We start from the raw sequence: 21,769 nt of genomic DNA, 5'->3' as shown, positions 1-21,769 counted from the left end.
AATCCGTCCCATATGGGCCGATATCCGGCCGTGTGGAGAGCTGTTCATGACTACCACCAACGCCTTCCTCAACCCGGTTACCACGCAGACCTGGACCAATGGCCGCCACCTGGTGCGCTGCGTCAAGGTCATTCAGGAAACCTGGGATGTGCGCACCTTCTGCTTCATGGCCGATCAGCCAGTGCTGTTCTTCTTCAAGCCCGGGCAGTTCGTCACCCTGGAACTGGAGATCGACGGCCAGCCGATCATGCGTTCCTACACCATTTCCAGCTCGCCTTCGGTGCCCTACAGCTTCTCCATCACCATCAAGCGCGTGCCGGGCGGCAAGGTCTCCAACTGGCTGCACGACAACCTCAAGGAAGGTGACGAGGTGCCGGTGCACGGTCCGGTCGGGCTGTTCAACGCCATCGATTTTCCCTCCGACAAGGTGCTCTACCTGTCCGGCGGTGTCGGCATCACCCCGGTGATGTCGATGGCGCGCTGGTTCTACGACACCAACGCCAACGTCGACATGGTCTTCGTGCACAGCGCGCGTTCGCCCAAGGACATCATCTACCAGCGCGAGCTGGAGCACATGGCGGCGCGCATCAGCAATTTCAGCGTGCACGTGATCTGCGAGAAGCATGGTCTGGGCGAGGCCTGGGCCGGCTACCGGGGTTACCTGAACAAGCCGATGCTGGAGCTGATCGCCCCGGATTTCCTCGAGCGCGAGATTTTCTGCTGCGGCCCGACGCCCTACATGAGCGCGGTCAAGCGTCTGCTCGAAGCCTCTGGCTACGACATGAGCCGCTATCACGAGGAAGCCTTCGGCCCGACGCCGCCGGAGATTCGTGCCGAGGTCAAGGAACTGGCCGCCGAAGCCGCCGATGCCCCCGAGGTGCCGGTGGGCGAGCTCAACCAGGTGGAGTTCATCAGTACTGGCAAGAGCATCCGCGTAGCCCCGGGCGAAACCGTGCATGCGGCGGCTGCCAAGCTCGGCCTGCATATTCCCAAGGCCTGCGGCATGGGCATCTGCGGCACCTGCAAGGTGATGAAGACCGCCGGCGAGGTGGACATGGAGCACAACGGCGGCATCACCGACGAGGACGTGGCCGAAGGTTACATCCTGTCGTGCTGCAGCGTGCCGAAGGGTGATGTGGCGATCGATTACTGATCGCCACGAAGATCCGTAGCCCGGACGAGATTCCGGGCAATTGATTGACCGCCCCGGATTGCATTAGCCAGAAGCCCCACGCGTGGGGCTTCTGTCGTTTCAGGCGCTCATCACTTCACGGATATCGGCAGCGAGCTGGCGTACGCGGGCTTCGTCGGTATCCCAGCTGCACATGAAGCGTGCACCACCGGCGCCGATGAAGGTGTAGAAGCGCCAGCCGCGGGCGGTGAGGGCGGTGATGGCCGGCTCCGACAGTTGCAGAAAGACGCCGTTGGCCTCGACCGGGAACATCAGACTGACGCCGGGCACGTCCTCGACCAGCGTGGCCAGCAGTTGCGCGCAGCGGTTGGCATGGTTGGCGTAGTTGAGCCAGACGTCGTTCTGCAGGATGCCGACCCAGGGCGCAGACAGGTAGCGCATCTTCGAGGCCAGTTGGCCGGCCTGCTTGCAGCGGTAGTCGAAGTCTTCGGCGAGATCCTTGTTGAAGAAGACGATGGCTTCGCCAACGGCCATGCCGTTCTTGGTGCCGCCGAAGCACAGCACGTCGACGCCAGCTTTCCAGGTCAGCTCCGCCGGGCTGCAGCCGAGGAAGGCGCAGGCATTGGAGAAACGCGCGCCGTCCATGTGCAGGTGCAGGCCCAGCTCTTCGCAGACCTGGCTAATGGCGCGAACTTCTTCCGGGCGGTACACGGTGCCGACCTCGGTGGCCTGGGTGAGGGTGACCACGCGCGGTTTCGGGTAGTGGATGTCCTGACGCTTGCGGGCGATTTCGCGGATTGCCTGCGGGGTCAGCTTGCCGTTCTCGGTCTTGGCCAGCAGCAGCTTGGAGCCGTTGGAGAAGAACTCCGGCGCGCCGCATTCGTCGGTCTCGACGTGCGCGGTCTCCGAACAGATCACGCTGTGGTAGCTCTGGCACAGCGAGGCCAGGGCCAGGGAGTTGGCGGCGGTACCGTTGAAGGCGAAGAACACCTCGCAGTCGGTCTCGAACAGGCGGCGGAAGTGATCGGCGGCGCGGGCCGTCCATTCGTCGTCGCCGTAGGCGCGTTGGTGGCCCTGGTTGGCCTCGGCCATGGCGGCCCAGGCTTCGGGACAGATGCCGGAGTAGTTGTCGCTGGCGAATTGCTGGGCATTGTCGGGCATTGGCGCGTTCCTTCTGAAAAGCAGCCGGCGATGATGCCGGCAAAGCGACCACTTTACTCCGCACCTCTGTGTGTCGGCCTGCGTTGCGGCGACGACTTGTTGTGTCGATGCGTACTGCGTGGGCAAATCCTGACCGACCGTTCGGCTCGTCGGGGGAACTCGGCGCTGCTTGGCGGGTTCACACCTCTGGAGGGCGGCATTCGGTTCGCCATCTGCAATCAGAGAAGGAGATTCACATGACCTATCGTCACCTGCTCGCCGTTGCCTTGCCGCTGGTCCTGGCATTGCCCGTTTCCGCCGCCGAATGGTCGGACAAGGCCAAGTCCGACTTCGTCCAGCAGTGCATCGCGGGCGCCCCGGCAGGCTACGAAGAGCCGCAACTGCGTGCTTACTGTGACTGTGCCGCCACGCGGGTCAGTGAGGAGTTCAGTGAGCAGGAGCTGCAGGCCATGAGCCGCCAGTCGCCGCCAGACGCGGCACTGCAGCAGCGCCTGGTCAAGGCCTCCAGCACCTGCAGCGGTGAGCTCAAGCCCTGATGGGCCTGAGTAAATAGCATGCGCTTGCGCCGGAGCCACGCAGGCTCTGGCCTGGCGCCAAGTGTCCACAGGCCGTGCACAGACAAATCCCCGATATTTGTGCACAAGCATCGGCTATCTCTTTGATCCTGTTCGTTTTTTAGGCGCCTTCCGGAAAGCCTTGGCCCGCCTGGCGTTGCCGGCTCGTCGAACAGCCTATGCACAGTTTCATCCACACCTTTTGTGCATATCCCCAGCTCGATCTTCTGCTGCAGCATGTCGCAAGTGGATAAATCCGCCGCCCCAGGCGCCTGCCTGAACCCTGACCAATTCGCTGCGTGCCATGGGGTGTCTACTCTGTAGCGGGGTGACTACAGGTTATCCACAGTCTATTCCACTGTTTCTGTGCATGACGATTATTGCTAACCGATTGATATCGTTCAAAAAGTGAGCGTCCTGGCAGGGCGCACGGCAGGCGTGGCCTGGCGGCCGTTCATGCACCTGTTATCCACAGTTTGATCCCCGTGTTTTGTGCGCATTTCGGCGGGTCGATTGCAAGGCGCCTGTTTACGACAAGGCTATGTCGCAAACGAATGCTCTCGCGGCGTTGGCAGGCATTTGAGTGGGCAGGGGCGGCCCTACCATCGCTGCACAGGGCCTTGCCGGCCCGTCAGTCCAAGACCGCCGCTCAAAGGCGCTGCAGGAGAGTCGAGATGTTCAGCAAACAAGATCAGATTCAGGGTTACGACGACGAGTTGCTCGCGGCGATCGATCAGGAAGAACGCCGTCAGGAAGAGCACATCGAGCTGATCGCCTCGGAAAACTATTGCAGCCAGCGCGTGATGGAAGCGCAGGGTAGCGGCCTGACCAACAAGTACGCTGAAGGCTATCCGGGCAAGCGCTACTACGGTGGCTGCGAGTACGTCGACAAGGTCGAGCAGTTGGCCATCGATCGTGCCAAGGCCCTGTTCGGTGCCGACTACGCCAACGTTCAGCCGCACTCCGGTTCCTCGGCCAACAGCGCCGTCTACCTGGCGCTGCTCAATGCTGGTGACACCATCCTCGGCATGAGCCTGGCCCATGGCGGCCACCTGACCCACGGTGCCAAGGTGTCGTCCTCGGGCAAACTGTACAACGCCGTGCAGTACGGCCTGGATACCGCCACCGGCCTGATCGATTACGACGAAGTCGAGCGTCTGGCCGTCGAGCACAAGCCGAAGATCATCGTTGCCGGCTTCTCCGCCTACTCCAAGACCCTGGACTTCCCGCGCTTCCGCGCCATCGCCGACAAGGTCGGTGCCTACCTGTTCGTCGACATGGCTCACGTGGCCGGTCTGGTCGCTGCCGGTCTGTACCCGAACCCGATTCCGTTTGCTGATGTGGTCACCACCACCACCCACAAGACCCTGCGTGGTCCGCGTGGCGGCCTGATCCTGGCCAAGGCCAACGAAGAGATCGAGAAGAAGCTCAACTCCGCCGTATTCCCGGGTGCCCAGGGTGGCCCGCTGATGCACGTGATCGCCGCCAAGGCGGTGTGCTTCAAGGAAGCCATGGAGCCTGAGTTCAAGGCTTACCAGCAACAGGTCATCGATAACGCCCAGGCCATGGCCAAGGTGTTCGTCGAGCGCGGCTACGAAGTGGTGTCCGGCGGTACCGACAACCACCTGTTCCTGCTCAGCCTGATCAAGCAGGGCCTGACCGGCAAGGATGCAGACGCTGCCCTGGGCCGCGCCGGTATCACCGTCAACAAGAACGCCGTACCGAACGACCCGCAGTCGCCGTTCGTGACCTCGGGTATCCGCATCGGTACTCCGGCCGTTACCACCCGTGGCTTCAAGGTCGCCCAGTGCCAGAGCCTGGCCGGCTGGATCTGCGACATCCTCGATCACCTCGGCGATGCCGATGTCGAGGCGCAGGTGGCCAAGTTGGTCGCCGGGCTGTGCGCGGATTACCCGGTCTATCGCTAAGCCAACCTTATCTCTCGGTCCCTCTCGCGCAGTCGCGAGAGGGCAGTAGAACCCTGGAGCATGCCCATGCAACGTTATTCCGGCTTCGGCCTGTTCAAGCACTCGTTCAGCCATCATGAGAACTGGCAGCGCATGTGGCGTAACCCAACGCCCAAGCCGGTTTATGACGTGATCATCGTCGGCGGTGGCGGTCACGGCCTGGCCACGGCCTACTACCTGGCCAAGGAATTCGGCGTGAAGAACGTCGCCGTGGTGGAGAAGGGCTGGCTTGGCGGTGGCAACACTGCACGTAACACCACCATCGTGCGTTCCAACTACCTGTGGGACGAGTCCGCGCACCTGTACGAGCACGCGATGAAGCTGTGGGAAGGTCTGTCGCAAGACCTCAACTACAACGTCATGTTCTCTCAGCGTGGCGTGTTCAACCTCGGCCACACCCTGCAAGACATGCGTGACATCGAGCGCCGCGTCAGCGCCAACCGCCTCAACGGTATCGACGGTGAAGTGGTGGATGCCAAGCAGGTGGCGGAGATGATCCCCTACCTGGATTGCTCGAAGAACACCCGTTACCCGATTCTCGGTGCCTCGCTGCAGCGCCGTGGTGGTGTGGCCCGTCACGATGCCGTGGCCTGGGGCTTCGCCCGTGCCGCCGACGCCTTGGGCGTCGACCTGATCCAGCAGACCGAAGTGATCGGTTTCCGCAAGGAAAACGGCGCAGTGGTCGGCGTGGAAACCACCAAGGGCTTCATTGGCGGCAAGCGCGTCGGCCTGGTCGCTGCCGGTAACTCCGGCCACCTGGCCAAGCTCGCCGGCTTCCGCCTGCCGCTGGAGTCGCACCCGCTGCAAGCCCTGGTATCCGAGCCGATCAAACCGATCATCGACACCGTGATCATGTCCAACGCCGTACACGGCTACATCAGCCAGTCGGACAAGGGCGACCTGGTCATCGGCGCCGGTATCGACGGCTACAACGGCTACGGCCAGCGTGGCTCCTACCCGACCATCGAACACACCCTGCAGGCCATCGTCGAGATGTTCCCGGTGCTGTCGCGCGTGCGCATGAACCGTCAGTGGGGCGGCATCGTCGACACCACGCCGGACGCCTGCCCGATCATCGCCAAGACGCCGGTGAAGAACCTGTTCATCAACTGCGGTTGGGGTACCGGCGGCTTCAAGGCCACCCCGGGCTCGGGCAACGTGTTCGCTGCCAGCCTGGCCAAGGGCGAGATGCATCCGCTGGCCAAGCCCTTCTCCATTGAGCGCTTCCACAACGGTGCGCTGATCGATGAGCACGGCGCGGCCGGTGTGGCGCACTGATTTTGGCGCCCTCTCTCGCTGAGAGAGGGACGATGGTTCTCTGGAGGTACCGAGCATGTTGCATATCTTCTGCCCTCACTGCGGCGAATTGCGTTCCGAAGAAGAGTTTCACGTCAGCGGCCAGGCGCACATCGCGCGCCCGCTGGATCCGAACGCCTGCACCGACGAGGAGTGGGGCGAGTACCTGTTCTTCCGCGATAACCCGCGCGGCATCCACCACGAGCTGTGGATTCACGCGGCGGGCTGCCGTCAGTACTTCAACGTCACTCGCCACACGGTGAGTTACGAGATTCTCGAAACCTACAAGATCGGCGAGAGCCCCAGCGTGACTGAAGCCACTGTCGCTGCGAAGAAGGCCGCCGACCAAGGAGTAACGGCATGAGCCAGGTCAATCGTCTTTCCCAGGGTGGCCGCATCGACCGGAGCCAGCCCCTGACCTTCAGCTTCAACGGCGAGACCTACCAGGGTTATGCCGGTGACACCCTGGCCGCAGCGCTGCTGGCCAACGGCGTCGACGTAGTCGGCCGCAGCTTCAAGTACTCGCGTCCGCGCGGCATCGTCGCTGCCGGTGCTGAGGAGCCCAATGCCGTCCTGCAGATCGGTGCCAGCGAAGCGGCGCAGATCCCCAACGTGCGTGCCACCCAGCAGGCGCTGTATCAGGGCCTGGCGGCTGCCAGCACCAACGGCTGGCCGAGCGTGAATACCGACCTGATGGGCATTCTCGGGAAGGTCGGCGGCGGCATGATGCCGCCCGGTTTCTACTACAAGACCTTCATGTACCCGCAGAACCTGTGGCTGACCTACGAGAAGTACATTCGTAAGGCCGCCGGTCTCGGCCGTTCGCCGAAGGAAAATGATCCGGACATCTACGACTACATGAACCGGCACTGCGACGTGCTGGTGGTCGGTGCCGGCCCTGCCGGTCTGGCTGCAGCCCTGGCTGCCGGTCGTAGCGGTGCGCGCGTAATCCTCGCCGACGAGCAGGAAGAGTTCGGCGGCAGCCTGCTCTCCACTCGCGAGATGCTCGATGGCAAACCGGCCGCCGAGTGGGTCGCCAAGACCCTCGCCGAGCTGGAGAAAATGCCGGAAGTGACCCTGTTGCCGCGTTCCACGGTCAACGGTTACCACGACCACAACTTCCTCACCATTCACCAGCGCCTGACCGATCACCTCGGTGAAGTCGCCCCGATGGGCCAGCCGCGTCAGCGCATGCACCGTGTGCGTGCCGGTCGCGTGGTACTGGCTACCGGTGCTCACGAGCGTCCGCTGGTGTACGCCAACAACGACGTGCCCGGCAACATGCTGGCCGATGCCGTCTCGACCTATGTGCGCCGTTACGGCGTCGCGCCCGGTCAGAAGCTGGTGCTGTCGACCAATAACGATTACGCCTACCGCGTGGTGCTCGACTGGCTCGACGCCGGTCGCCAGGTGGTGGCCGTGGCCGATGCCCGCAGCAACCCGCGTGGTAGCTGGGTCGAAGAAGCGCGCCGGCGTGGCGTGCGCATCCTCACGGGCAGTGCCGTGGTCGAAGCGCGCGGCAGCAAGCGCGTCACCGGTGCGCGCATCTGCGCCATCGATCTGGCCAAACACAAGGTCACCAGCCCGGGCGAAGTGGTCGATTGCGACCTGATCGCCAGCTCCGGTGGCTACAGCCCGGTCGTGCACCTGGCGTCGCACCTGGGCGGTCGCCCGGTATGGCGCGAAGACATCCTCGCATTCGTCCCGGGCGAAGGCTTCCAGAAGCGTCATTGCGCGGGTGCGGTCAACGGCGTATTCGGTCTGGGCGATAGCCTGGCCGATGGTTTCGAAGCAGGCGCCAAGGCAGCTGCCGAAGTGGGCTTCAGCGCCGTGACCGGCAACCTGCCGAAGGCCGAGAAACGCATCGAAGAAGCCACCGTTGCACTGTTCCAGGTGCCGCACGACAAGGGCACCTCGCGTGCACCGAAGCAGTTCGTCGACCAGCAGAACGACGTCACCGCTGCGGGTATCGAGCTGGCCACCCGTGAGGGCTTCGAGTCGGTCGAGCACGTCAAGCGCTATACCGCGCTGGGCTTCGGTACCGATCAGGGCAAGCTGGGCAACATCAACGGTCTGGCCATCGCGGCTCGTTCCATCGGCATCAGCATCGCCGAGATGGGCACCACCATGTTCCGCCCGAACTACACCCCGATCACCTTCGGCGCCATCGCCGGTCGTCATTGTGGTGAGCTGTTCGAGCCCAAGCGTTACACCGCCATGCAGAAATGGCACCTGGAGAACGGCGCCGAGTTCGAAGACGTTGGCCAGTGGAAGCGTCCCTGGTACTTCCCGAAAAACGGTGAAGACATGCACGCCGCCGTGGCCCGTGAGTGCCTGGCCGTGCGCAACGCGGTGGGCATCCTCGACGCCTCGACTCTGGGCAAGATCGACATCCAGGGCCCGGATGCGCGCGAGTTCCTCAACCGTGTGTACACCAACGCCTGGACCAAGCTGGACGTGGGCAAGGCCCGCTACGGCCTGATGTGCAAGGAAGACGGCATGGTCTTCGACGACGGTGTGACGGCGTGCCTGGCCGACAACCATTTCGTCATGACCACCACCACCGGCGGTGCCGCCCGCGTGATGGAATGGCTGGAAATCTACCACCAGACCGAATGGCCGGAACTGAAGGTGTACTTCACCTCGGTCACCGACCACTGGGCCACCATGACCCTGTCCGGCCCCAACAGCCGCAAGCTGCTGGCCGAAGTCACCGACATCGACCTGGACAAGGACGCCTTCCCCTTCATGACCTGGAAGGAAGGCAACGTGGGCGGCGTGCCGGCTCGTGTGTTCCGTATCTCCTTCACCGGTGAGCTGAGCTACGAAGTCAACGTGCAGGCCAACTATGCCCTGGGCGTGTGGGAGAAGATCATCGCCGCCGGCAAGAAGCATGGCCTGACGCCTTACGGCACCGAGACCATGCACGTGCTGCGCGCCGAGAAGGGCTTCATCATCGTCGGTCAGGACACCGATGGTTCGGTCACCCCGGACGATCTGGGCATGGGCTGGTGCGTTGGCCGTACCAAGCCGTTCTCGTGGATCGGTTGGCGCGGCATGAACCGCGAAGACTGCAAGAAGGAGAACCGCAAGCAACTGGTTGGCCTCAAGCCGCTGGATCCGAACAAGGTGCTGCCGGAAGGTGCGCAACTGGTCTTCGATCCCAAGCAGTCGATTCCGATGACCATGGTTGGCCACGTCACCTCCAGCTACATGAGTTCGGCGATGGGCTACTCCTTCGCCATGGCTCTGGTGCGCGGTGGCCTGTCGCGCATCGGCGAGCGCGTCTTCGCGCCGCTGGTCGATGGCAGCGTGATCGAAGCCGAAATCGTCAGCCCCGTGTTCTATGACCCGAAAGGGGATCGCCAGAATGTCTAACGCCAATGTTTTTCAACAACGCCCTGCCGACATTGAAGGGCAATCCTCCCTGCACCACGCCGGCCTGCACGAGCTGGTCGGCAAGGGCCGCAAGGGCGCCGGGGTCACGCTGCGCGAGAAGAAACTGCTGGGCCATCTGATCCTGCGTGGTCACGCCGATGATGCGAATTTCGCTGGCGGCGTGCACAAGGCGCTCGGCATCGAGCTGCCAGGGGCGTTGACCCTGGTGGCCAATGGCGGCACCTCGCTGCAGTGGCTGGGCCCGGATGAGTGGCTGCTGATCGTGCCAGGCGGCAGCGAGTTCGAGGTTGAGCGCAAGCTGCGTGAAGCCCTGGACGGCCAGCACATCTCGGTGGTCAACGTCAGCGGCGGGCAGACCCTGCTGGAGCTGTCCGGGCCGAAGGTGCGCGAGTTGCTGATGAAGTCCAGCAGCTATGACGTGCATCCGAAGAACTTCCCGGTCGGCAAGGCTGTCGGCACGGTGTTCGCCAAGTCGCAACTGGTGATTCGCCACACTGGCGAAGACACCTGGGAGTTGGTGATCCGCCGCAGCTTCTCCGACTACTTCTGGCTGTGGCTGCAGGATGCCAGCGCCGAGTACGGGTTGGCGGTCGAGGCCTGATCGCGAACGGCTCCCTCTGGGGAGCATGTAGGGTGGACGACGCTGTTTTCGTCCACCGTGATGCCGCAAAGGTGGATGGGGCCGGCCGCGTAGGCCAGGCGTCATCCACCCTACGCCGGGAAGGCGTAGCTCAACGAGGGCCCGAACATGAGCCGCACCCCCGATACCTGGATCCTCACCGCTCACTGCCCCAGCGTGCTGGGCACTGTGGATGCGGTGACGCGCTTTCTGTTCGAGCAGCGTTGCTACGTCACCGAGCACCATTCGTTCGATGACCGCCTGTCTTCGCGCTTCTTCATCCGCGTCGAGTTTCGTCAGCCGGAAGGGTTCGATGAGGCCGCGTTTCGTGCCGGCGTTGCCGAACGCCTGGCGCCGTTCGGCATGGAAGTAGAACTGACGCCACCGGGCTATCGCGCCAGGGTGGTGTTGATGGTGTCCAAGGCTGATCACTGCCTGAACGATCTGCTCTATCGTCAGCGCATCGGCCAATTGTCCATGGACGTGGTCGCGGTGGTGTCCAACCACCCCGACCTGGAGCCGTTGGCGCGCTGGCATGGGATCCCCTATCACCACTTTCCGCTCGACCCGGCCGACAAGCCGGCGCAGGAGCGCAAGGTGATGCGGGTGATCGAAGACACTGGCGCCGAGCTGGTCGTCCTCGCCCGTTACATGCAGGTGCTATCGCCCGAGCTGTGCCGCAAGCTGGACGGTTGGGCGATCAATATCCACCACTCGCTGCTGCCGGGTTTCAAGGGCGCCAAGCCCTACCACCAGGCGTATCAGAAGGGCGTCAAGCTGGTCGGCGCCACCGCCCACTACATCAACAACGACCTCGACGAAGGGCCGATCATCGCCCAGGGCGTGGAAGCCGTGGATCACGCGCACTATCCCGAAGACCTGATCGCCAAGGGCCGTGACATCGAGTGCCTGACGCTGGCGCGAGCAGTGGGTTACCACATCGACCGCCGCGTGTTCCTTAACGCCAACCGCACGGTAGTGCTCAACGCCTGAGGGCAGTCGCAGCCGTGTCACCGCGTAGGGTGGGCTTTAGCCCACCGGTCGCAATGAAAAACCTTATTGGTGGGCCGAAGCGGAACGCCGCCCGGCCCACCCTACGGAACCCGCCCTGCCAGATTTCAACGGCGGTTTCCGGCAACAGACGAAAGAAGCTCCAGTGCAAGGCCGCGCGGCATCTGTCGCGACTTGTATCCACAAAAAGAAAGGAGAGTTACGTATGTCTGGTAATCGTGGTGTGGTTTATCTCGGCGCGGGCAAGGTCGAAGTGCAGAAGATCGACTACCCGAAAATGCAGGATCCGCGCGGCAAGAAGATCGAGCACGGGGTCATCCTGAAAGTCGTTTCCACCAACATCTGCGGCTCCGACCAGCACATGGTGCGCGGTCGTACCACCGCTCAGGTAGGCCTGGTGTTGGGTCACGAGATCACCGGCGAGGTGGTCGAGAAGGGCCGCGACGTCGAGCGTCTGCAGATCGGTGATCTGGTTTCCGTTCCCTTCAACGTTGCCTGCGGCCGTTGCCGTTCCTGTAAGGAACAGCACACCGGCGTGTGCCTGACCGTCAACCCGGCGCGTGCCGGCGGCGCCTACGGCTACGTCGACATGGGCGACTGGACCGGTGGCCAAGCCGAATACGTGCTGGTGCCTTACGCCGACTTCAACCTGCTCAAGCTGCCGGATCGCGACAAGGCCATGGAAAAAATCCGTGACCTGACCTGCCTGTCCGACATCCTGCCCACCGGCTACCACGGCGCCGTTACCGCTGGCGTCGGCCCTGGCAGCACCGTTTACGTCGCTGGTGCCGGCCCGGTCGGCCTGGCCGCTGCTGCTTCGGCTCGCTTGCTCGGCGCTGCCGTGGTCATCGTCGGTGACCTCAACCCGGCTCGTCTGGCGCATGCCAAGGCTCAGGGCTTCGAGATCGCCGATCTGTCCCTGGACACCCCGCTGCACGAGCAGGTCGCTGCGCTGCTGGGCGAGCCGGAAGTCGACTGCGCCATCGACTGCGTGGGCTTCGAGGCTCGTGGTCATGGTCACGAAGGCGCCAAGCACGAAGCACCGGCCACCGTGCTCAACTCGCTGATGCAGATCACCCGCGTTGCCGGCAAGATCGGTATTCCGGGCCTGTACGTTACTGAAGACCCGGGTGCGGTGGATGCCGCCGCCAAGATCGGCAGCCTGAGCATTCGCTTCGGCCTCGGCTGGGCCAAGTCGCACAGCTTCCACACCGGCCAGACTCCGGTGATGAAGTACAACCGCGCGCTGATGCAAGCCATCATGTGGGATCGCCTGAACATCGCCGAAATCGTCGGCGTAGAGGTGATCAGCCTGGACGAAGCGCCGCGCGGTTACGGCGAGTTCGACGCGGGCGTGCCGAAGAAATTCGTCATCGACCCGCACAAGACCTTCAGCGCCGCGTGACTGCCATACCCCGGCTGCCTCCGGGGTTGGTAATGATAGGTTTCACGGCCTAGGCGCATTGGTCCGCGCCTTTCTTTGGGAGCCTTCGGGCTCCCTTTTTCTCTTATGCGTAATCACTGCCGTTCGGCACGAATCTGCGCGATGCGCGCGTCCTTCTCCTGCCAGAGCTGAGTGACCCAGTCCTGCATGTACTGGCGAAATACCGGGTCGTTCTGGTAGTCGCCCTGCCACAGCTCCGGGGCCAGGCTGCGAGTCTGGATATCGACGATCACCTTGCCTACCTGACCGCTGAGCAATGCCCAGAAGCCAGGAGGCTTGCCCTCGGGGTAGACCAGCGTGACGTCGAGCACGGCGTCGATCTGTTGGCCCAGCGCGGCGAGAACGAAGGCCACACCACCCGCTTTTGGCTTGAGCAGATAACGGTAAGGCGATTGCTGCTGGGCCTGCTTGGCCGGGGTGAAGCGGGTGCCTTCCAGGTAGTTGACCACCGTTACCGGCAGGCGCTTGAACTTCTCGCAGGCAGCCTTGGTGATCTCCAGATCCTTGCCCTGCATGTGTGGGTTCTTCTGCAGAAAGGCCTTGGAGTAGCGTTTCATGAAGGGGTAGTCGAGCGCCCAGAAGGCCAGGCCGAGGAAGGGCACCCAGATCAGTTGCTGCTTGAGAAAGAACTTGAAGTAGGGCGTCTTGCGGTTGAACGCCTGCACCAACGCTGGGATGTCGACCCAGGACTGGTGGTTGCTGATCACCAGATAAGAACGGTCGCTACGCAGCTCGGCGTTGCCGCGAATGTCCCAGTGCGTCGGGGTGAGCAGGGCGAAGATGCGCTTGCAGTTTTCGGCCCAGAACTCGGCGACCCACATCACCCCGCGCGAGCAGGTATCACGCGCCGACTGCCCCGGCAGCACGAACTTGGCGAGGGCGATCAACAGCAGTGGGCCGATCAGGATCAGGGTGTTGACAAGCAGCAGAACGAGGGTGGCGAGGCCGGTCAGCAGAGGGCGCATGTCGACTCCATGGCAGGCATTGAGCATCCATCTTATGCAAGCGTGGCGCCTGACTCAAAGTCGGCCTCACTGGCGTATTGCCAGGTTGGGGCCGATGTGCCAAAACTCGCAACAGCGACATCATGTTTGCCACGGACGGTTGGTTCTCTTTGCCGGTGTACGTTCAATGCTTAAAAGGATCGCCGTAGCCGATCTGCGGGTCGGTATGTTCATTCAGGAATTCTGCGGCTCCTGGATGGATCATCCGTTCTGGAAATCCAAGTTTCTCCTCGACTCCGACAAGGATCTGGCACGCATCCGCGACAGTGCCATCAGCGAGCTGTGGATCGATGTCAGCAAGGGCGCCGACGTCGCGGCCGGGGTACAGGCCGCCACCGCAGCCGAGGTTGAGTGCGAAGCCGAGGCCCGCCTGATGGCGGCCATGGCGCCCCCCGAGATCAAGCGTTTGTCCATGGAGCAGGAGCTGGAGCACGCAGTGAAGCTCTGCGCGCGCTCCAAGCAGGCCGTGATGGATATGTTCAGCGATGCGCGCATGGGCCAGGCGCTGCAGTTCGAGCAGGCCGAATCGCTGGTCGAGGAAATCTCCCAGTCGGTGATGCGCCACCCCAATGCCCTGATCAGCCTGGCGCGGCTCAAGCACAGCAACGAGTACACCTACATGCACTCGGTCGCTGTATGCGCATTGATGATCGCCTTGGCGCGCCAGCTGGGCCTGCCCGAGACCGCCGTGCGCGAGGCCGGCCTTGCCGGACTGCTGCATGACATCGGCAAGATGGCGGTGCCGCAGGAGTTGCTGGACAAGCCAGGCAAGCTCACCGACAGCGAGTTCGCCACGGTGCGCAGGCACCCGGAGGAGGGCGGCAGTATTCTGATCGCCAGCAAACAGGTCAGCGCCCTGGTGCTCGATGTCTGCCTGCACCACCACGAGAAGGTCGACGGCAGCGGCTATCCGCATCACCTGCAGGGCGAGCAGATCAGCTTGCTGGCGAAGATGGGCGCGGTCTGCGACGTGTACGACGCCATCACCTCGAACCGGCCGTACAAGCAGGGCTGGGATCCGGCCGAGTCGATCCGCAAGATGGCCGAGTGGAAGGGGCATTTCGACGAACTGGTGTTCCAGGCCTTCGTCAAAACGGTCGGCATCTACCCGGTGGGTGCGTTGGTGCGCCTGCAGAGCGGACGGCTGGCGGTGGTCATGGAGCAGAACCCCAAGGCGCTGCTGGCGCCCAGGGTCAAGGTGTTCTTCTCGGCCAAGTCGCGCCTGCCGCTGAAGCAGACGGTGGTCGACCTGAGCAAGATCACCGACCAGGATCGCATCGTCGGCCGCGAGTCGGCGCAGGAGTGGGGGTTCGAGGGCCTGGACGAGTTGTGGACGGGTATGGAGCTCAATGGCCGTGGGCGCTAGGTTCTGTACGAAAAGTGCCTGCGCTCGGTGATGCTTCGTTAAAAACAGGTTCGGAATGCTCATTTACAGCTCGTAAACTCCGCTTCCTCAACTGTTTTTGCCTCGCCTGACCTTCGCTCGACGACTTTTCGTACAGAACCTAGCAGCATGTTGTAACGCTTGTGCCGGAACATGGCGGGCCCGGTGCAGTCCGACTCTCGGTCAACCCAAGCGAGAGGATCGATCCTTGAAACATGCCCTGCTTCTGCTGGCTGCTGCTGTCAGCCTGCCGACCCTGGCCGACGAACAGCCCGATCTCTATGGCCGCTACGAGCTGGTTACCCTGCCTGCCCTCGGTAAGACCCTCAAGGCCAAGATGGACACCGGCGCCATGACCGCCTCTTTGTCGGCCACGGATATCGAACCGTTCGAGCGCGATGGCCAGGACTGGGTGCGCTTTCGCCTGGCGGTGGACGGTGCGCAGGACACCCTTTACGAACACCCGCTGGTGCGTATCGCCGAGATCAAGAAGCGCACGGAAGAGGGTGACCAGGCCGGGACGCAGGAGGTCGCCTATTCCCAGCGGCCGGTGATCGAAATGCCGGTCTGCCTGGGCGGTGAACAACGCAATATCGAAGTCAATCTGACCGACCGCAGCACCTTCAGCTATCCCCTGCTGATTGGCGCCAGCGCCATGCGTGAGTTCGGCGTGGCGGTCGATCCGGCGGCACGCTACACCCGTGATCGTCCGCAATGCTGAGCAAATTGTCGCATTTCAGAAAAGCCTGATACGCAATGGCCAGTACACTCCTGCCGAGTGTCCCGCCTCCCTTTCGCCACCTTGAACGGTAACTGCGGGCCTGTTTCTTGCTAGCTGCATTTGTCCGCCAGGCCGCTAGGCCCAACAGGTTGCTGAGGTGTCGCGATGACGGGAGTACTCGAGCCAGGTGTACGGCTATTCCAGCGTTTCAGTTTTGCCCGCAAGTTTCAGGTGGTGTTTCTTTTGTTCGCGCTGCCGCTGGGCTACGCCCTGTGGATCATCAGCAGCGACTACCTGGGGCGTCTGCAGTCGATAGACGATGAGCTCGAAGGCGCGCAGGCGTTGCAGCGCATGGCCCAGGTACAGCAGGAGCTGATTGCCCAGCGCACGCTGCTGGCGCGCTGGAGGGGCACCGAGAAAGCTGCCGAAGGGCTGCTGCGAGAACGCGAAGCCGAACTCGACAAAGCCTTGCAGGCCGCAGCCGAGCCACTGCAGAGCAGCCTGATCAGCGACGAGGCGCGCCAGCACTTCCAGGCGCTGCAGAGCAGCCGCGATGGCCTGCGCGTCAACGCACTGGCGAGCCTGGCATTGCCTGACGCGCTGGAGCGCTACCAGAAGACGCTGCTGACATTGATTGCCCTGCGTGAACAGGTGGCGACCGACAGCACGCTGATCCTCGATCCGCGCCTCGATACCTACCTGATGATGGAGCAGGTCACCTACATCATGCCGCGCCTGCTCGAGCAGCTTGGCACTTTCGCGGCGCAGGGCCACGGTGCGGTGGTCGCGCAGCATTTCACCCTCCAGAGCCGTGTGCTGATTCGCGATCTGCGGCGCAGCCTGGATGAACAGCGTGCGCAACTGATCAAGGCGCAGACCACGCTGTCACGCGAAGCGCCGCAGGCCATGCGGCAATTGAGCGCGCCATTCGATACCGCCCTGAAAGCCTTCGACGACTTCCTGGCACAGATCGACCGGGACATGTTCGAGGCCAGCCCCATGGCGCTCACGCCCGAGCAGTTCGTACAGCGCGAAATGGCGCTGGAAACGCAACTGCAAGCCCTGCAACAGGCGCTCTACCAGCAATTCTCCGACAGCCTCGGCGTTTACCGGCAACGCGCCCTGTCGCAGATGATCGAGGTGATCGGCGCCTTCGGCGTGCTCACCCTGATCGCCCTCTACGTACTGCTGTGCCTCAATACCTCGATCCGCCAGGGCACCCGTACCATCATCGACGCCGCGCGCGGGCTGCGTGACGGCGATCTGCGCGTGCGCATGCAGGTCGCCGGGCGTGACGACCTGGCCGCCATTGCCCAGGCGCTGAACACCGCCGTGGAGCAGATGCGTGACTCCTTGCAGGGCGTCAACCGGGAGAGTCAGCAGCTCGACGGCACCGTCCATCTGCTCGGTACCCAGGCGCGCGATTCGCTGGATGCCGTCGAGCAGCAACAGGCGCAGATGAGCCAGATCGCCACGGCTGCCACACAGATGGCCGCCACCGCCCAGGGCGTCGCGCAAAGCTGCGAACAGGCGGCGATGGAGGCCCAGCAAACGCGTGAAGTGGCGCTCGGCAGCAGCCAGCGCAGCGAGCGCACCAGCGCCAGCATGCGTCAGCTCAGCCGTCGCCTGGGCGACAGCGCCGAGGCACTGCAGCAGTTACGCGAACAGACCCAGCAGATCAACCGCGTGGTCGAGGTGATCAAGGGCATCGCCGAGCAGACCAACCTGCTGGCGCTCAACGCCGCCATCGAGGCCGCGCGGGCAGGCGAGGCCGGGCGTGGCTTCGCTGTGGTTGCCGACGAGGTGCGCTCGTTGTCCAAGCGCACCCAGGACTCGACCCAGGAAATCGCCCAGACTGTCGACAATCTGCAACGCGTGGTCGGTCAGTCGGTGACGCTGATGGAAGATGCCTGCAGCCAGGCCGATGGCGACATCGGCAGCGTACTGGCCATGGGCGACGAGTTGCAGCGCATCGTCGACTCGGTGCAGCGCGTCAGCGACCGTTTGGCACAGATCGCCACCGCTGCCGAGCAGCAGGCGGCCACCGCCGACGAGGTCAGCGGCAATATCCAGCAGGTCGATCAGGCCGCCGGCCAACTGCTCGAAGGTGCTCAGGCGGTCAGCCAGGCGGCGGAACAGTTGCAGCGCGGCAGCGAGGGCTTGGCACAGAACACCGGGCGTTTCCGCCTCGACTGAGTGACCAGGCGGTCGAAGTCTGCTAAAAAACAGCTCTAACCACTGGGAGCCCTAGCATGAAAACGGTCGCCGAGATTCTCCGAACCAAGCCCAACGCCTTTCTGCACAGCATCGATGCCGACGATTCGTTGCTCGACGGCCTGCGCATCATGGCGGAGAAGGGCATCGGCGCTCTGGTGGTGATGTCCGGCGGGCGCCTGGTGGGCATCGTCAGTGAGCGCGACTACGTGCGCAAGGTGGCCCTGGCCGAGCGCTCCATGCTCAACGCCAAGGTCAGCGAGATCATGACCCGTGACGTGATCACCGTTGGTCCGCGTGACAACCTGCAGCACTGCATGGAACTGATGACCGAGCGCCGTTTGCGCCACCTGCCGGTACTGGCCGAAGGCGAACTGATCGGCCTGCTGTCCATCGGTGACCTGGTCAAGGAAACCATCGCCGAACAGGCCGACCTGATCCGCCAGCTGGAACAGTACATTCGCGGCGAGCACTAAGGGAGGCCCTGCCTACGGCGCTCGGCGGGTTTCACCCGCCCTACGTCCATTGTCTGCCTGACGCCTGATCTCTTCCTCAGCATCCCGTAGGGCGGGTGCAACCCGCCAACAGCCCCCCGGCGGATTTCACCCGGTCTACGTTCCATTGCCCGCTTGATGCCTGATCCCGCCCTTAGCGGCTCCGCCCCGGTCGCCCCTGTAGGGCGGGTGCAACCCGCCAACGGCGTTCGGCGGGTTTCACCCGCCCTACATCCATTGCCTGCTTGACGCCTGATCCCGCCCTCGGCAGTCTCCTGCCGTCGCCCCCCCCGGTGCAGGATGCCCCATGCCGCAGATACTCATAGTCGAAGACGAAGCCGCGATTGCCGATACGCTGGTTTACGCCCTGCAGGCCGAAGGCTTCGTCACGCACTGGACGAGCCTGGGTGGCGAAGCGCTGACGTTGCTGGAAAACGGCGCCTTCGACCTGGCCATTCTCGATGTCGGCCTGCCCGATATCAGCGGCTTCGAAGTGTGCAAGCGCCTGCGCCGTTTCTCCGAGGTGCCGGTGATCTTTCTCACCGCACGCAGCGAGGAAATCGACCGCGTGGTGGGCCTGGAAATCGGCGCCGACGACTACGTGGTCAAACCCTTCAGCCCGCGTGAGGTGGCGGCGCGGGTCAAGGTCATTCTGCGGCGTGTGCTGCCCCGTGATACTGCAGAGGCACCAGCACCGAGCCTCTTCCAGATCGATGAGGCGGCCTTTCGCATTCACTACCATGGCCAGGCGCTGAGCCTGACCCGCCACGAATTCCGCCTGCTGCGCACCTTGCTCGGCCAGCCGCGCCGCGTCTATTCCCGCGAGCAATTGCTCGATGCTCTCGGCGTGGCCAGCGAGGCCGGCTACGAGCGCAATATCGACAGCCATATCAAGAGCCTGCGCGCCAAGCTGCGCGCCATCGCCCCGCGCGAAGAGCCGATCCAGACCCATCGCGGCCTGGGTTATAGCTTCGAGCCGGAGAGCTGACTCATGCCGCTCGGCGTACGCATCTTCCTCGTCTACTTCCTCTTTGTCGGGCTGTCCGGCTGGTTCGTGCTCAGTACGGTGATGGACGAGATTCGCCCCGGTGTGCGCCAGAGCACCGAGGAAACCCTGGTCGACACCGCCAATCTGCTGGCCGAGATCCTGCGCGACCAGGTCAAGGCCGGCACGCTCGGCCAGGGGCGTCTGAACGAGGCGCTGGAGGCCTATGGCCGGCGTCAGCCGCAGGCGACCATCTGGGGCCTGACCAAGGCCGAGGTCAATCACCGCATCTACGTCACCGACGACAAGGGCATCGTCCTGCTCGACTCCACCGGCCAGGCCATTGGCCAGGACTACTCGCGCTGGAACGACGTGCTGCTGACCCTGCGCGGCCAGTACGGTGCGCGCTCGACCCGTGAAGATCCGAACGATCCGGACTCTTCGGTGATGTACGTGGCCGCGCCGATCAGAGACGGTGAGCGGATCATTGGCGTGGTCTCGGTGGCCAAGCCCAACCGTACTCTGCAGCCCTACATCGAGCGCTCGCAGAATCGCCTGAGCTGGCTCGGCGCCGGGCTGATCGGCCTCGGTCTGCTGATCGGCGCGGCGCTGTCCTGGTGGCTCAGTGCCGCGCTGGGCAAGCTCACCCGCTACGCCCAGGCAGTCAGCGAGGGCCAGCGCGCCGAGCCACCCAAGGTGCGTGGCGGCGAGCTGGGGCAACTGGCACAGGCGGTGGAGCGTATGCGTACCGAGCTGGAAGGCAAGGCCTATGTCGAGCGCTATGTGCACACCCTGACCCACGAGCTGAAAAGCCCGCTGGCGGCCATCCGTGGCGCCGCCGAACTGCTCGACAGCGACATGCCTACCGACCAGCGCCAGCGCTTCGTGGCCAATATCCAGCAGGAAAGCGCGCGTCTGCAGAACCTCATCGAACGCCTGCTGCACCTGGCTCAGGTAGAACAGCGCCAGGGGCTGGAAGAGCGCGTAGCGGTGCCGCTGGCGCCACTGGTGGACGAACTGCTGCAAGCGCAGCAGGCGCGCATCACCGCCGCCAATCTGCAGATCGAACAGGTACTGCCGACCGGGCTGAACCTGCGCGGCGAGCGTTTCCTGCTGCGCCAGGCGCTGGCTAACCTGCTGGACAACGCCCTCGACTTCACCCCGCCCGGCGGGACGATTCGCATCGCCGCCGAGCGCCAGGGTGAGCGCATCGTCCTGCGCCTGTTCAATCAGGGCGAAGCCATTCCCGATTACGCGCTGGCCCGCCTGACCGAACGCTTCTACTCCCTGCCGCGCCCCAATGGCGGGCGCAAAAGCACCGGGCTTGGCCTGAACTTCGTGCAGGAAGTGGCCGAGCTGCATGGAGGGGAACTGCATATCGGCAATGTCGACGGCGGGGTGGAAGTGCGCCTGGCCTTGCTCGCCTAGATTGCGCTGCGCTGTAGGAGCGGCTTTAGCCGCGACTCGCCGCTGAAGCGCCTCCCACAGTCCGAGCGGTCATCATGGGGGCGGGTGGGCGGTATTCCGTTTCAGCCATGAAGTTCTGAAGCAACCTCAAATCCATCCTTGGCACCGAGCCCTATCGCCCAGGCAGGCGAAGTGAGCACTTTGGTATTGCCTTATACATCGATAAAGTTGATTGTTTTGTTTATTTATTTGCGCTTTTTAATCGATTTAATGCGAGTAGCATAGGTTCCGTAGCCACTTACCAGCCTCATCCAGGAGCCTGATCATGAAAAAGCAAATCCTCGCCAGCCTTGTTATCGCCGCCCTGTCCACCAGCGTTTTCGCTTTGCCGCAGGTCACCGCTCAATCCACCGCTGCCCCCGTCGTCGCTGAAGACGGTGCTGACCATGTTGGTGCCAACCACTTAGCTGAAGGCGGCGCTGACCGTGTCGGTGTAAATCGCGTAGCTGCCGATGGTGCAGACCGCGTCGGTGCTAATCGTGTCGCTGAAGGCGGTGCTGATCGTGTCGGTGTGAATCGCGTAGCTGCAGATGGTGCAGACCGCGTCGGTGCCAACCGCGTAGCTGAAGGCGGCGCTGACCGTGTCGGCGTGAATCGCGTAGCTGCAGATGGTGCAGATCGCGTCGGCGCCAATCGCGTAGCTGAAGGTGGTGCAGACCGTGTCGGTGCTAATCGTGTAGCTGCCGATGGTGCAGATCGCGTGGGTGCCAATCGTGTCGCTGAAGGCGGTGCTGATCGTGTCGGCGTGAATCGCGTAGCAGCAGATGGTGCCGATCGTGTTGGTGTTAACCGCACTGCCTGATCGCCCCTGCAACATCCGCTCCGACTGAAGGCGTCCGTTTGGGCGCCTTCGTCGTTCTGGTGGTGTAGGCAAAGTGTAGGGCGGGTAGAGCAACGCCAAACCCGTCTTCGGCCTC

19 protein-coding genes are annotated in these 21,769 nt (G+C 63.4%); 15 read left to right on the top strand and 4 right to left on the bottom strand.

Features of this window, described 5'->3' with window-relative positions:
• Nucleotides 1-46 precede the first annotated feature (46 nt).
• Nucleotides 47-1,153 carry a glycine-betaine demethylase subunit GbcB gene (gbcB, locus tag ACODS1_RS21075; protein WP_322978832.1) on the top strand — a complete coding sequence of 369 codons (1,107 nt, stop codon included), beginning with the start codon at nucleotides 47-49 and terminating at the stop codon, nucleotides 1,151-1,153.
• Nucleotides 1,154-1,252: 99 nt separating this feature from the next.
• On the opposite strand, the gene ACODS1_RS21070 is transcribed toward gbcB, so the two are convergent.
• On the bottom strand, nucleotides 1,253-2,293 hold the full coding sequence (locus ACODS1_RS21070) for a threonine aldolase family protein (RefSeq protein WP_489087196.1): 1,041 nt from the start codon (nucleotides 2,291-2,293) through the stop codon (nucleotides 1,253-1,255).
• A 236-nt stretch (nucleotides 2,294-2,529) separates the two neighbouring features.
• On the opposite strand from ACODS1_RS21070, the gene ACODS1_RS21065 reads away from it, so the two are divergent.
• The 8 genes from ACODS1_RS21065 (at nucleotide 2,530) to fdhA (ending at nucleotide 12,544) form a co-directional block, all read left to right on the top strand.
• Nucleotides 2,530-2,829 carry a hypothetical protein gene (locus ACODS1_RS21065; RefSeq protein ID WP_322978830.1) on the top strand — a complete coding sequence of 100 codons (300 nt, stop codon included), beginning with the start codon at nucleotides 2,530-2,532 and terminating at the stop codon, nucleotides 2,827-2,829.
• 692 nt (nucleotides 2,830-3,521) lie between these two features.
• A complete protein-coding gene (glyA, locus tag ACODS1_RS21060; protein ID WP_322978829.1) occupies nucleotides 3,522-4,775 on the top strand; it encodes a serine hydroxymethyltransferase in 1,254 nt (417 codons plus the stop codon).
• A gap of 66 nt (nucleotides 4,776-4,841) precedes the next feature.
• Entirely contained in the window at nucleotides 4,842-6,092 is a 1,251-nt protein-coding gene (locus ACODS1_RS21055) for a sarcosine oxidase subunit beta family protein (RefSeq protein WP_322978828.1), read from the top strand.
• Between the two features lie 55 nt (nucleotides 6,093-6,147).
• Entirely contained in the window at nucleotides 6,148-6,474 is a 327-nt protein-coding gene (locus tag ACODS1_RS21050; protein WP_268179294.1) for a sarcosine oxidase subunit delta, read from the top strand.
• Nucleotides 6,471-9,488 (top strand): sarcosine oxidase subunit alpha, encoded by a 3,018-nt coding sequence (locus ACODS1_RS21045; protein WP_489087195.1) that lies wholly within the window; start codon nucleotides 6,471-6,473, stop codon nucleotides 9,486-9,488. The genes ACODS1_RS21050 and ACODS1_RS21045 overlap by 4 nt, the downstream gene beginning before the upstream one ends.
• Complete coding sequence (locus ACODS1_RS21040) at nucleotides 9,481-10,110, top strand: sarcosine oxidase subunit gamma (RefSeq protein ID WP_489087194.1); 630 nt, start codon at nucleotides 9,481-9,483, stop codon at nucleotides 10,108-10,110. Before ACODS1_RS21045 ends, ACODS1_RS21040 begins: the two co-directional genes overlap by 8 nt.
• A 147-nt stretch (nucleotides 10,111-10,257) precedes the next feature.
• Entirely contained in the window at nucleotides 10,258-11,121 is an 864-nt protein-coding gene (purU, locus tag ACODS1_RS21035; protein ID WP_489087193.1) for a formyltetrahydrofolate deformylase, read from the top strand.
• Between the two features lie 223 nt (nucleotides 11,122-11,344).
• The gene (fdhA, locus tag ACODS1_RS21030) at nucleotides 11,345-12,544 is read left to right on the top strand and encodes a formaldehyde dehydrogenase, glutathione-independent (RefSeq protein ID WP_322978824.1); all 1,200 of its coding nucleotides are present in this window, start codon (nucleotides 11,345-11,347) and stop codon (nucleotides 12,542-12,544) included.
• A 113-nt stretch (nucleotides 12,545-12,657) separates the two neighbouring features.
• Here fdhA and yihG read toward each other — a convergent pair whose 3' ends face one another.
• Complete coding sequence (yihG, locus tag ACODS1_RS21025; RefSeq protein ID WP_489087192.1) at nucleotides 12,658-13,548, bottom strand: 1-acylglycerol-3-phosphate O-acyltransferase, YihG family; 891 nt, start codon at nucleotides 13,546-13,548, stop codon at nucleotides 12,658-12,660.
• Nucleotides 13,549-13,714: 166 nt separating this feature from the next.
• Between yihG and ACODS1_RS21020 the strand changes: the two genes are divergently transcribed.
• The 6 genes from ACODS1_RS21020 (at nucleotide 13,715) to creC (ending at nucleotide 20,813) form a co-directional block, all read left to right on the top strand.
• Entirely contained in the window at nucleotides 13,715-14,953 is a 1,239-nt protein-coding gene (locus tag ACODS1_RS21020) for an HD-GYP domain-containing protein (RefSeq protein ID WP_489087191.1), read from the top strand.
• 226 nt (nucleotides 14,954-15,179) lie between these two features.
• Nucleotides 15,180-15,692: a retropepsin-like aspartic peptidase RloA2 gene (rloA2, locus tag ACODS1_RS21015; protein ID WP_322978811.1), complete on the top strand. Its 513-nt coding sequence runs from the start codon at nucleotides 15,180-15,182 to the stop codon at nucleotides 15,690-15,692.
• A gap of 165 nt (nucleotides 15,693-15,857) precedes the next feature.
• Complete coding sequence (locus tag ACODS1_RS21010) at nucleotides 15,858-17,888, top strand: methyl-accepting chemotaxis protein (RefSeq protein ID WP_489087190.1); 2,031 nt, start codon at nucleotides 15,858-15,860, stop codon at nucleotides 17,886-17,888.
• Nucleotides 17,889-17,944: 56 nt separating this feature from the next.
• Nucleotides 17,945-18,382 carry a CBS domain-containing protein gene (locus tag ACODS1_RS21005; protein ID WP_489087189.1) on the top strand — a complete coding sequence of 146 codons (438 nt, stop codon included), beginning with the start codon at nucleotides 17,945-17,947 and terminating at the stop codon, nucleotides 18,380-18,382.
• A 325-nt stretch (nucleotides 18,383-18,707) separates the two neighbouring features.
• Nucleotides 18,708-19,388: a two-component system response regulator CreB gene (gene creB, locus ACODS1_RS21000; RefSeq protein ID WP_489087188.1), complete on the top strand. Its 681-nt coding sequence runs from the start codon at nucleotides 18,708-18,710 to the stop codon at nucleotides 19,386-19,388.
• Nucleotides 19,389-19,391: 3 nt separating this feature from the next.
• Nucleotides 19,392-20,813, top strand: coding sequence for a two-component system sensor histidine kinase CreC (gene creC / locus ACODS1_RS20995; RefSeq protein ID WP_489087187.1), 1,422 nt, complete (start codon nucleotides 19,392-19,394; stop codon nucleotides 20,811-20,813).
• A 286-nt stretch (nucleotides 20,814-21,099) separates the two neighbouring features.
• Here the strand turns inward: creC and ACODS1_RS20990 are convergent, their stop codons facing one another.
• Entirely contained in the window at nucleotides 21,100-21,240 is a 141-nt protein-coding gene (locus ACODS1_RS20990) for a hypothetical protein (RefSeq protein ID WP_489087186.1), read from the bottom strand.
• Between the two features lie 15 nt (nucleotides 21,241-21,255).
• A complete protein-coding gene (locus ACODS1_RS20985; RefSeq protein WP_489087185.1) occupies nucleotides 21,256-21,669 on the bottom strand; it encodes a hypothetical protein in 414 nt (137 codons plus the stop codon).
• Between the last annotated feature and the right edge of the window lie 100 nt (nucleotides 21,670-21,769).

Source organism: Pseudomonas sp. FG29 (assembly GCF_057809355.1).
The sequence above is the reverse complement of the archived record's forward strand: the minus strand, read 5'-3'. Positions and strand labels throughout refer to the sequence as shown.

What these genes read in the sequence shown, in the direction of transcription:
- ACODS1_RS21045 (WP_489087195.1), top strand. Translation starts at nt 6,471, where the DNA reads ATGAGCCAGGTCAATCGTCTTTCCCAGGGTGGCCGCATCGACCGGAGC.
- ACODS1_RS21050 (WP_268179294.1), top strand. Translation starts at nt 6,148, where the DNA reads ATGTTGCATATCTTCTGCCCTCACTGCGGCGAATTGCGTTCCGAAGAA.
- ACODS1_RS21065 (WP_322978830.1), top strand. Translation starts at nt 2,530, where the DNA reads ATGACCTATCGTCACCTGCTCGCCGTTGCCTTGCCGCTGGTCCTGGCA.
- purU (WP_489087193.1), top strand. Translation starts at nt 10,258, where the DNA reads ATGAGCCGCACCCCCGATACCTGGATCCTCACCGCTCACTGCCCCAGC.
- gbcB (WP_322978832.1), top strand. Translation starts at nt 47, where the DNA reads ATGACTACCACCAACGCCTTCCTCAACCCGGTTACCACGCAGACCTGG.
- creB (WP_489087188.1), top strand. Translation starts at nt 18,708, where the DNA reads ATGCCGCAGATACTCATAGTCGAAGACGAAGCCGCGATTGCCGATACG.
- ACODS1_RS21005 (WP_489087189.1), top strand. Translation starts at nt 17,945, where the DNA reads ATGAAAACGGTCGCCGAGATTCTCCGAACCAAGCCCAACGCCTTTCTG.
- fdhA (WP_322978824.1), top strand. Translation starts at nt 11,345, where the DNA reads ATGTCTGGTAATCGTGGTGTGGTTTATCTCGGCGCGGGCAAGGTCGAA.
- yihG (WP_489087192.1), bottom strand. Translation starts at nt 13,548, where the DNA reads ATGCGCCCTCTGCTGACCGGCCTCGCCACCCTCGTTCTGCTGCTTGTC.
- ACODS1_RS20985 (WP_489087185.1), bottom strand. Translation starts at nt 21,669, where the DNA reads ATGTTGCAGGGGCGATCAGGCAGTGCGGTTAACACCAACACGATCGGC.
- ACODS1_RS20990 (WP_489087186.1), bottom strand. Translation starts at nt 21,240, where the DNA reads ATGGTCAGCACCGTCTTCAGCGACGACGGGGGCAGCGGTGGATTGAGC.
- ACODS1_RS21040 (WP_489087194.1), top strand. Translation starts at nt 9,481, where the DNA reads ATGTCTAACGCCAATGTTTTTCAACAACGCCCTGCCGACATTGAAGGG.
- ACODS1_RS21010 (WP_489087190.1), top strand. Translation starts at nt 15,858, where the DNA reads ATGACGGGAGTACTCGAGCCAGGTGTACGGCTATTCCAGCGTTTCAGT.
- glyA (WP_322978829.1), top strand. Translation starts at nt 3,522, where the DNA reads ATGTTCAGCAAACAAGATCAGATTCAGGGTTACGACGACGAGTTGCTC.
- ACODS1_RS21055 (WP_322978828.1), top strand. Translation starts at nt 4,842, where the DNA reads ATGCAACGTTATTCCGGCTTCGGCCTGTTCAAGCACTCGTTCAGCCAT.
- creC (WP_489087187.1), top strand. Translation starts at nt 19,392, where the DNA reads ATGCCGCTCGGCGTACGCATCTTCCTCGTCTACTTCCTCTTTGTCGGG.
- ACODS1_RS21020 (WP_489087191.1), top strand. Translation starts at nt 13,715, where the DNA reads ATGCTTAAAAGGATCGCCGTAGCCGATCTGCGGGTCGGTATGTTCATT.
- ACODS1_RS21070 (WP_489087196.1), bottom strand. Translation starts at nt 2,293, where the DNA reads ATGCCCGACAATGCCCAGCAATTCGCCAGCGACAACTACTCCGGCATC.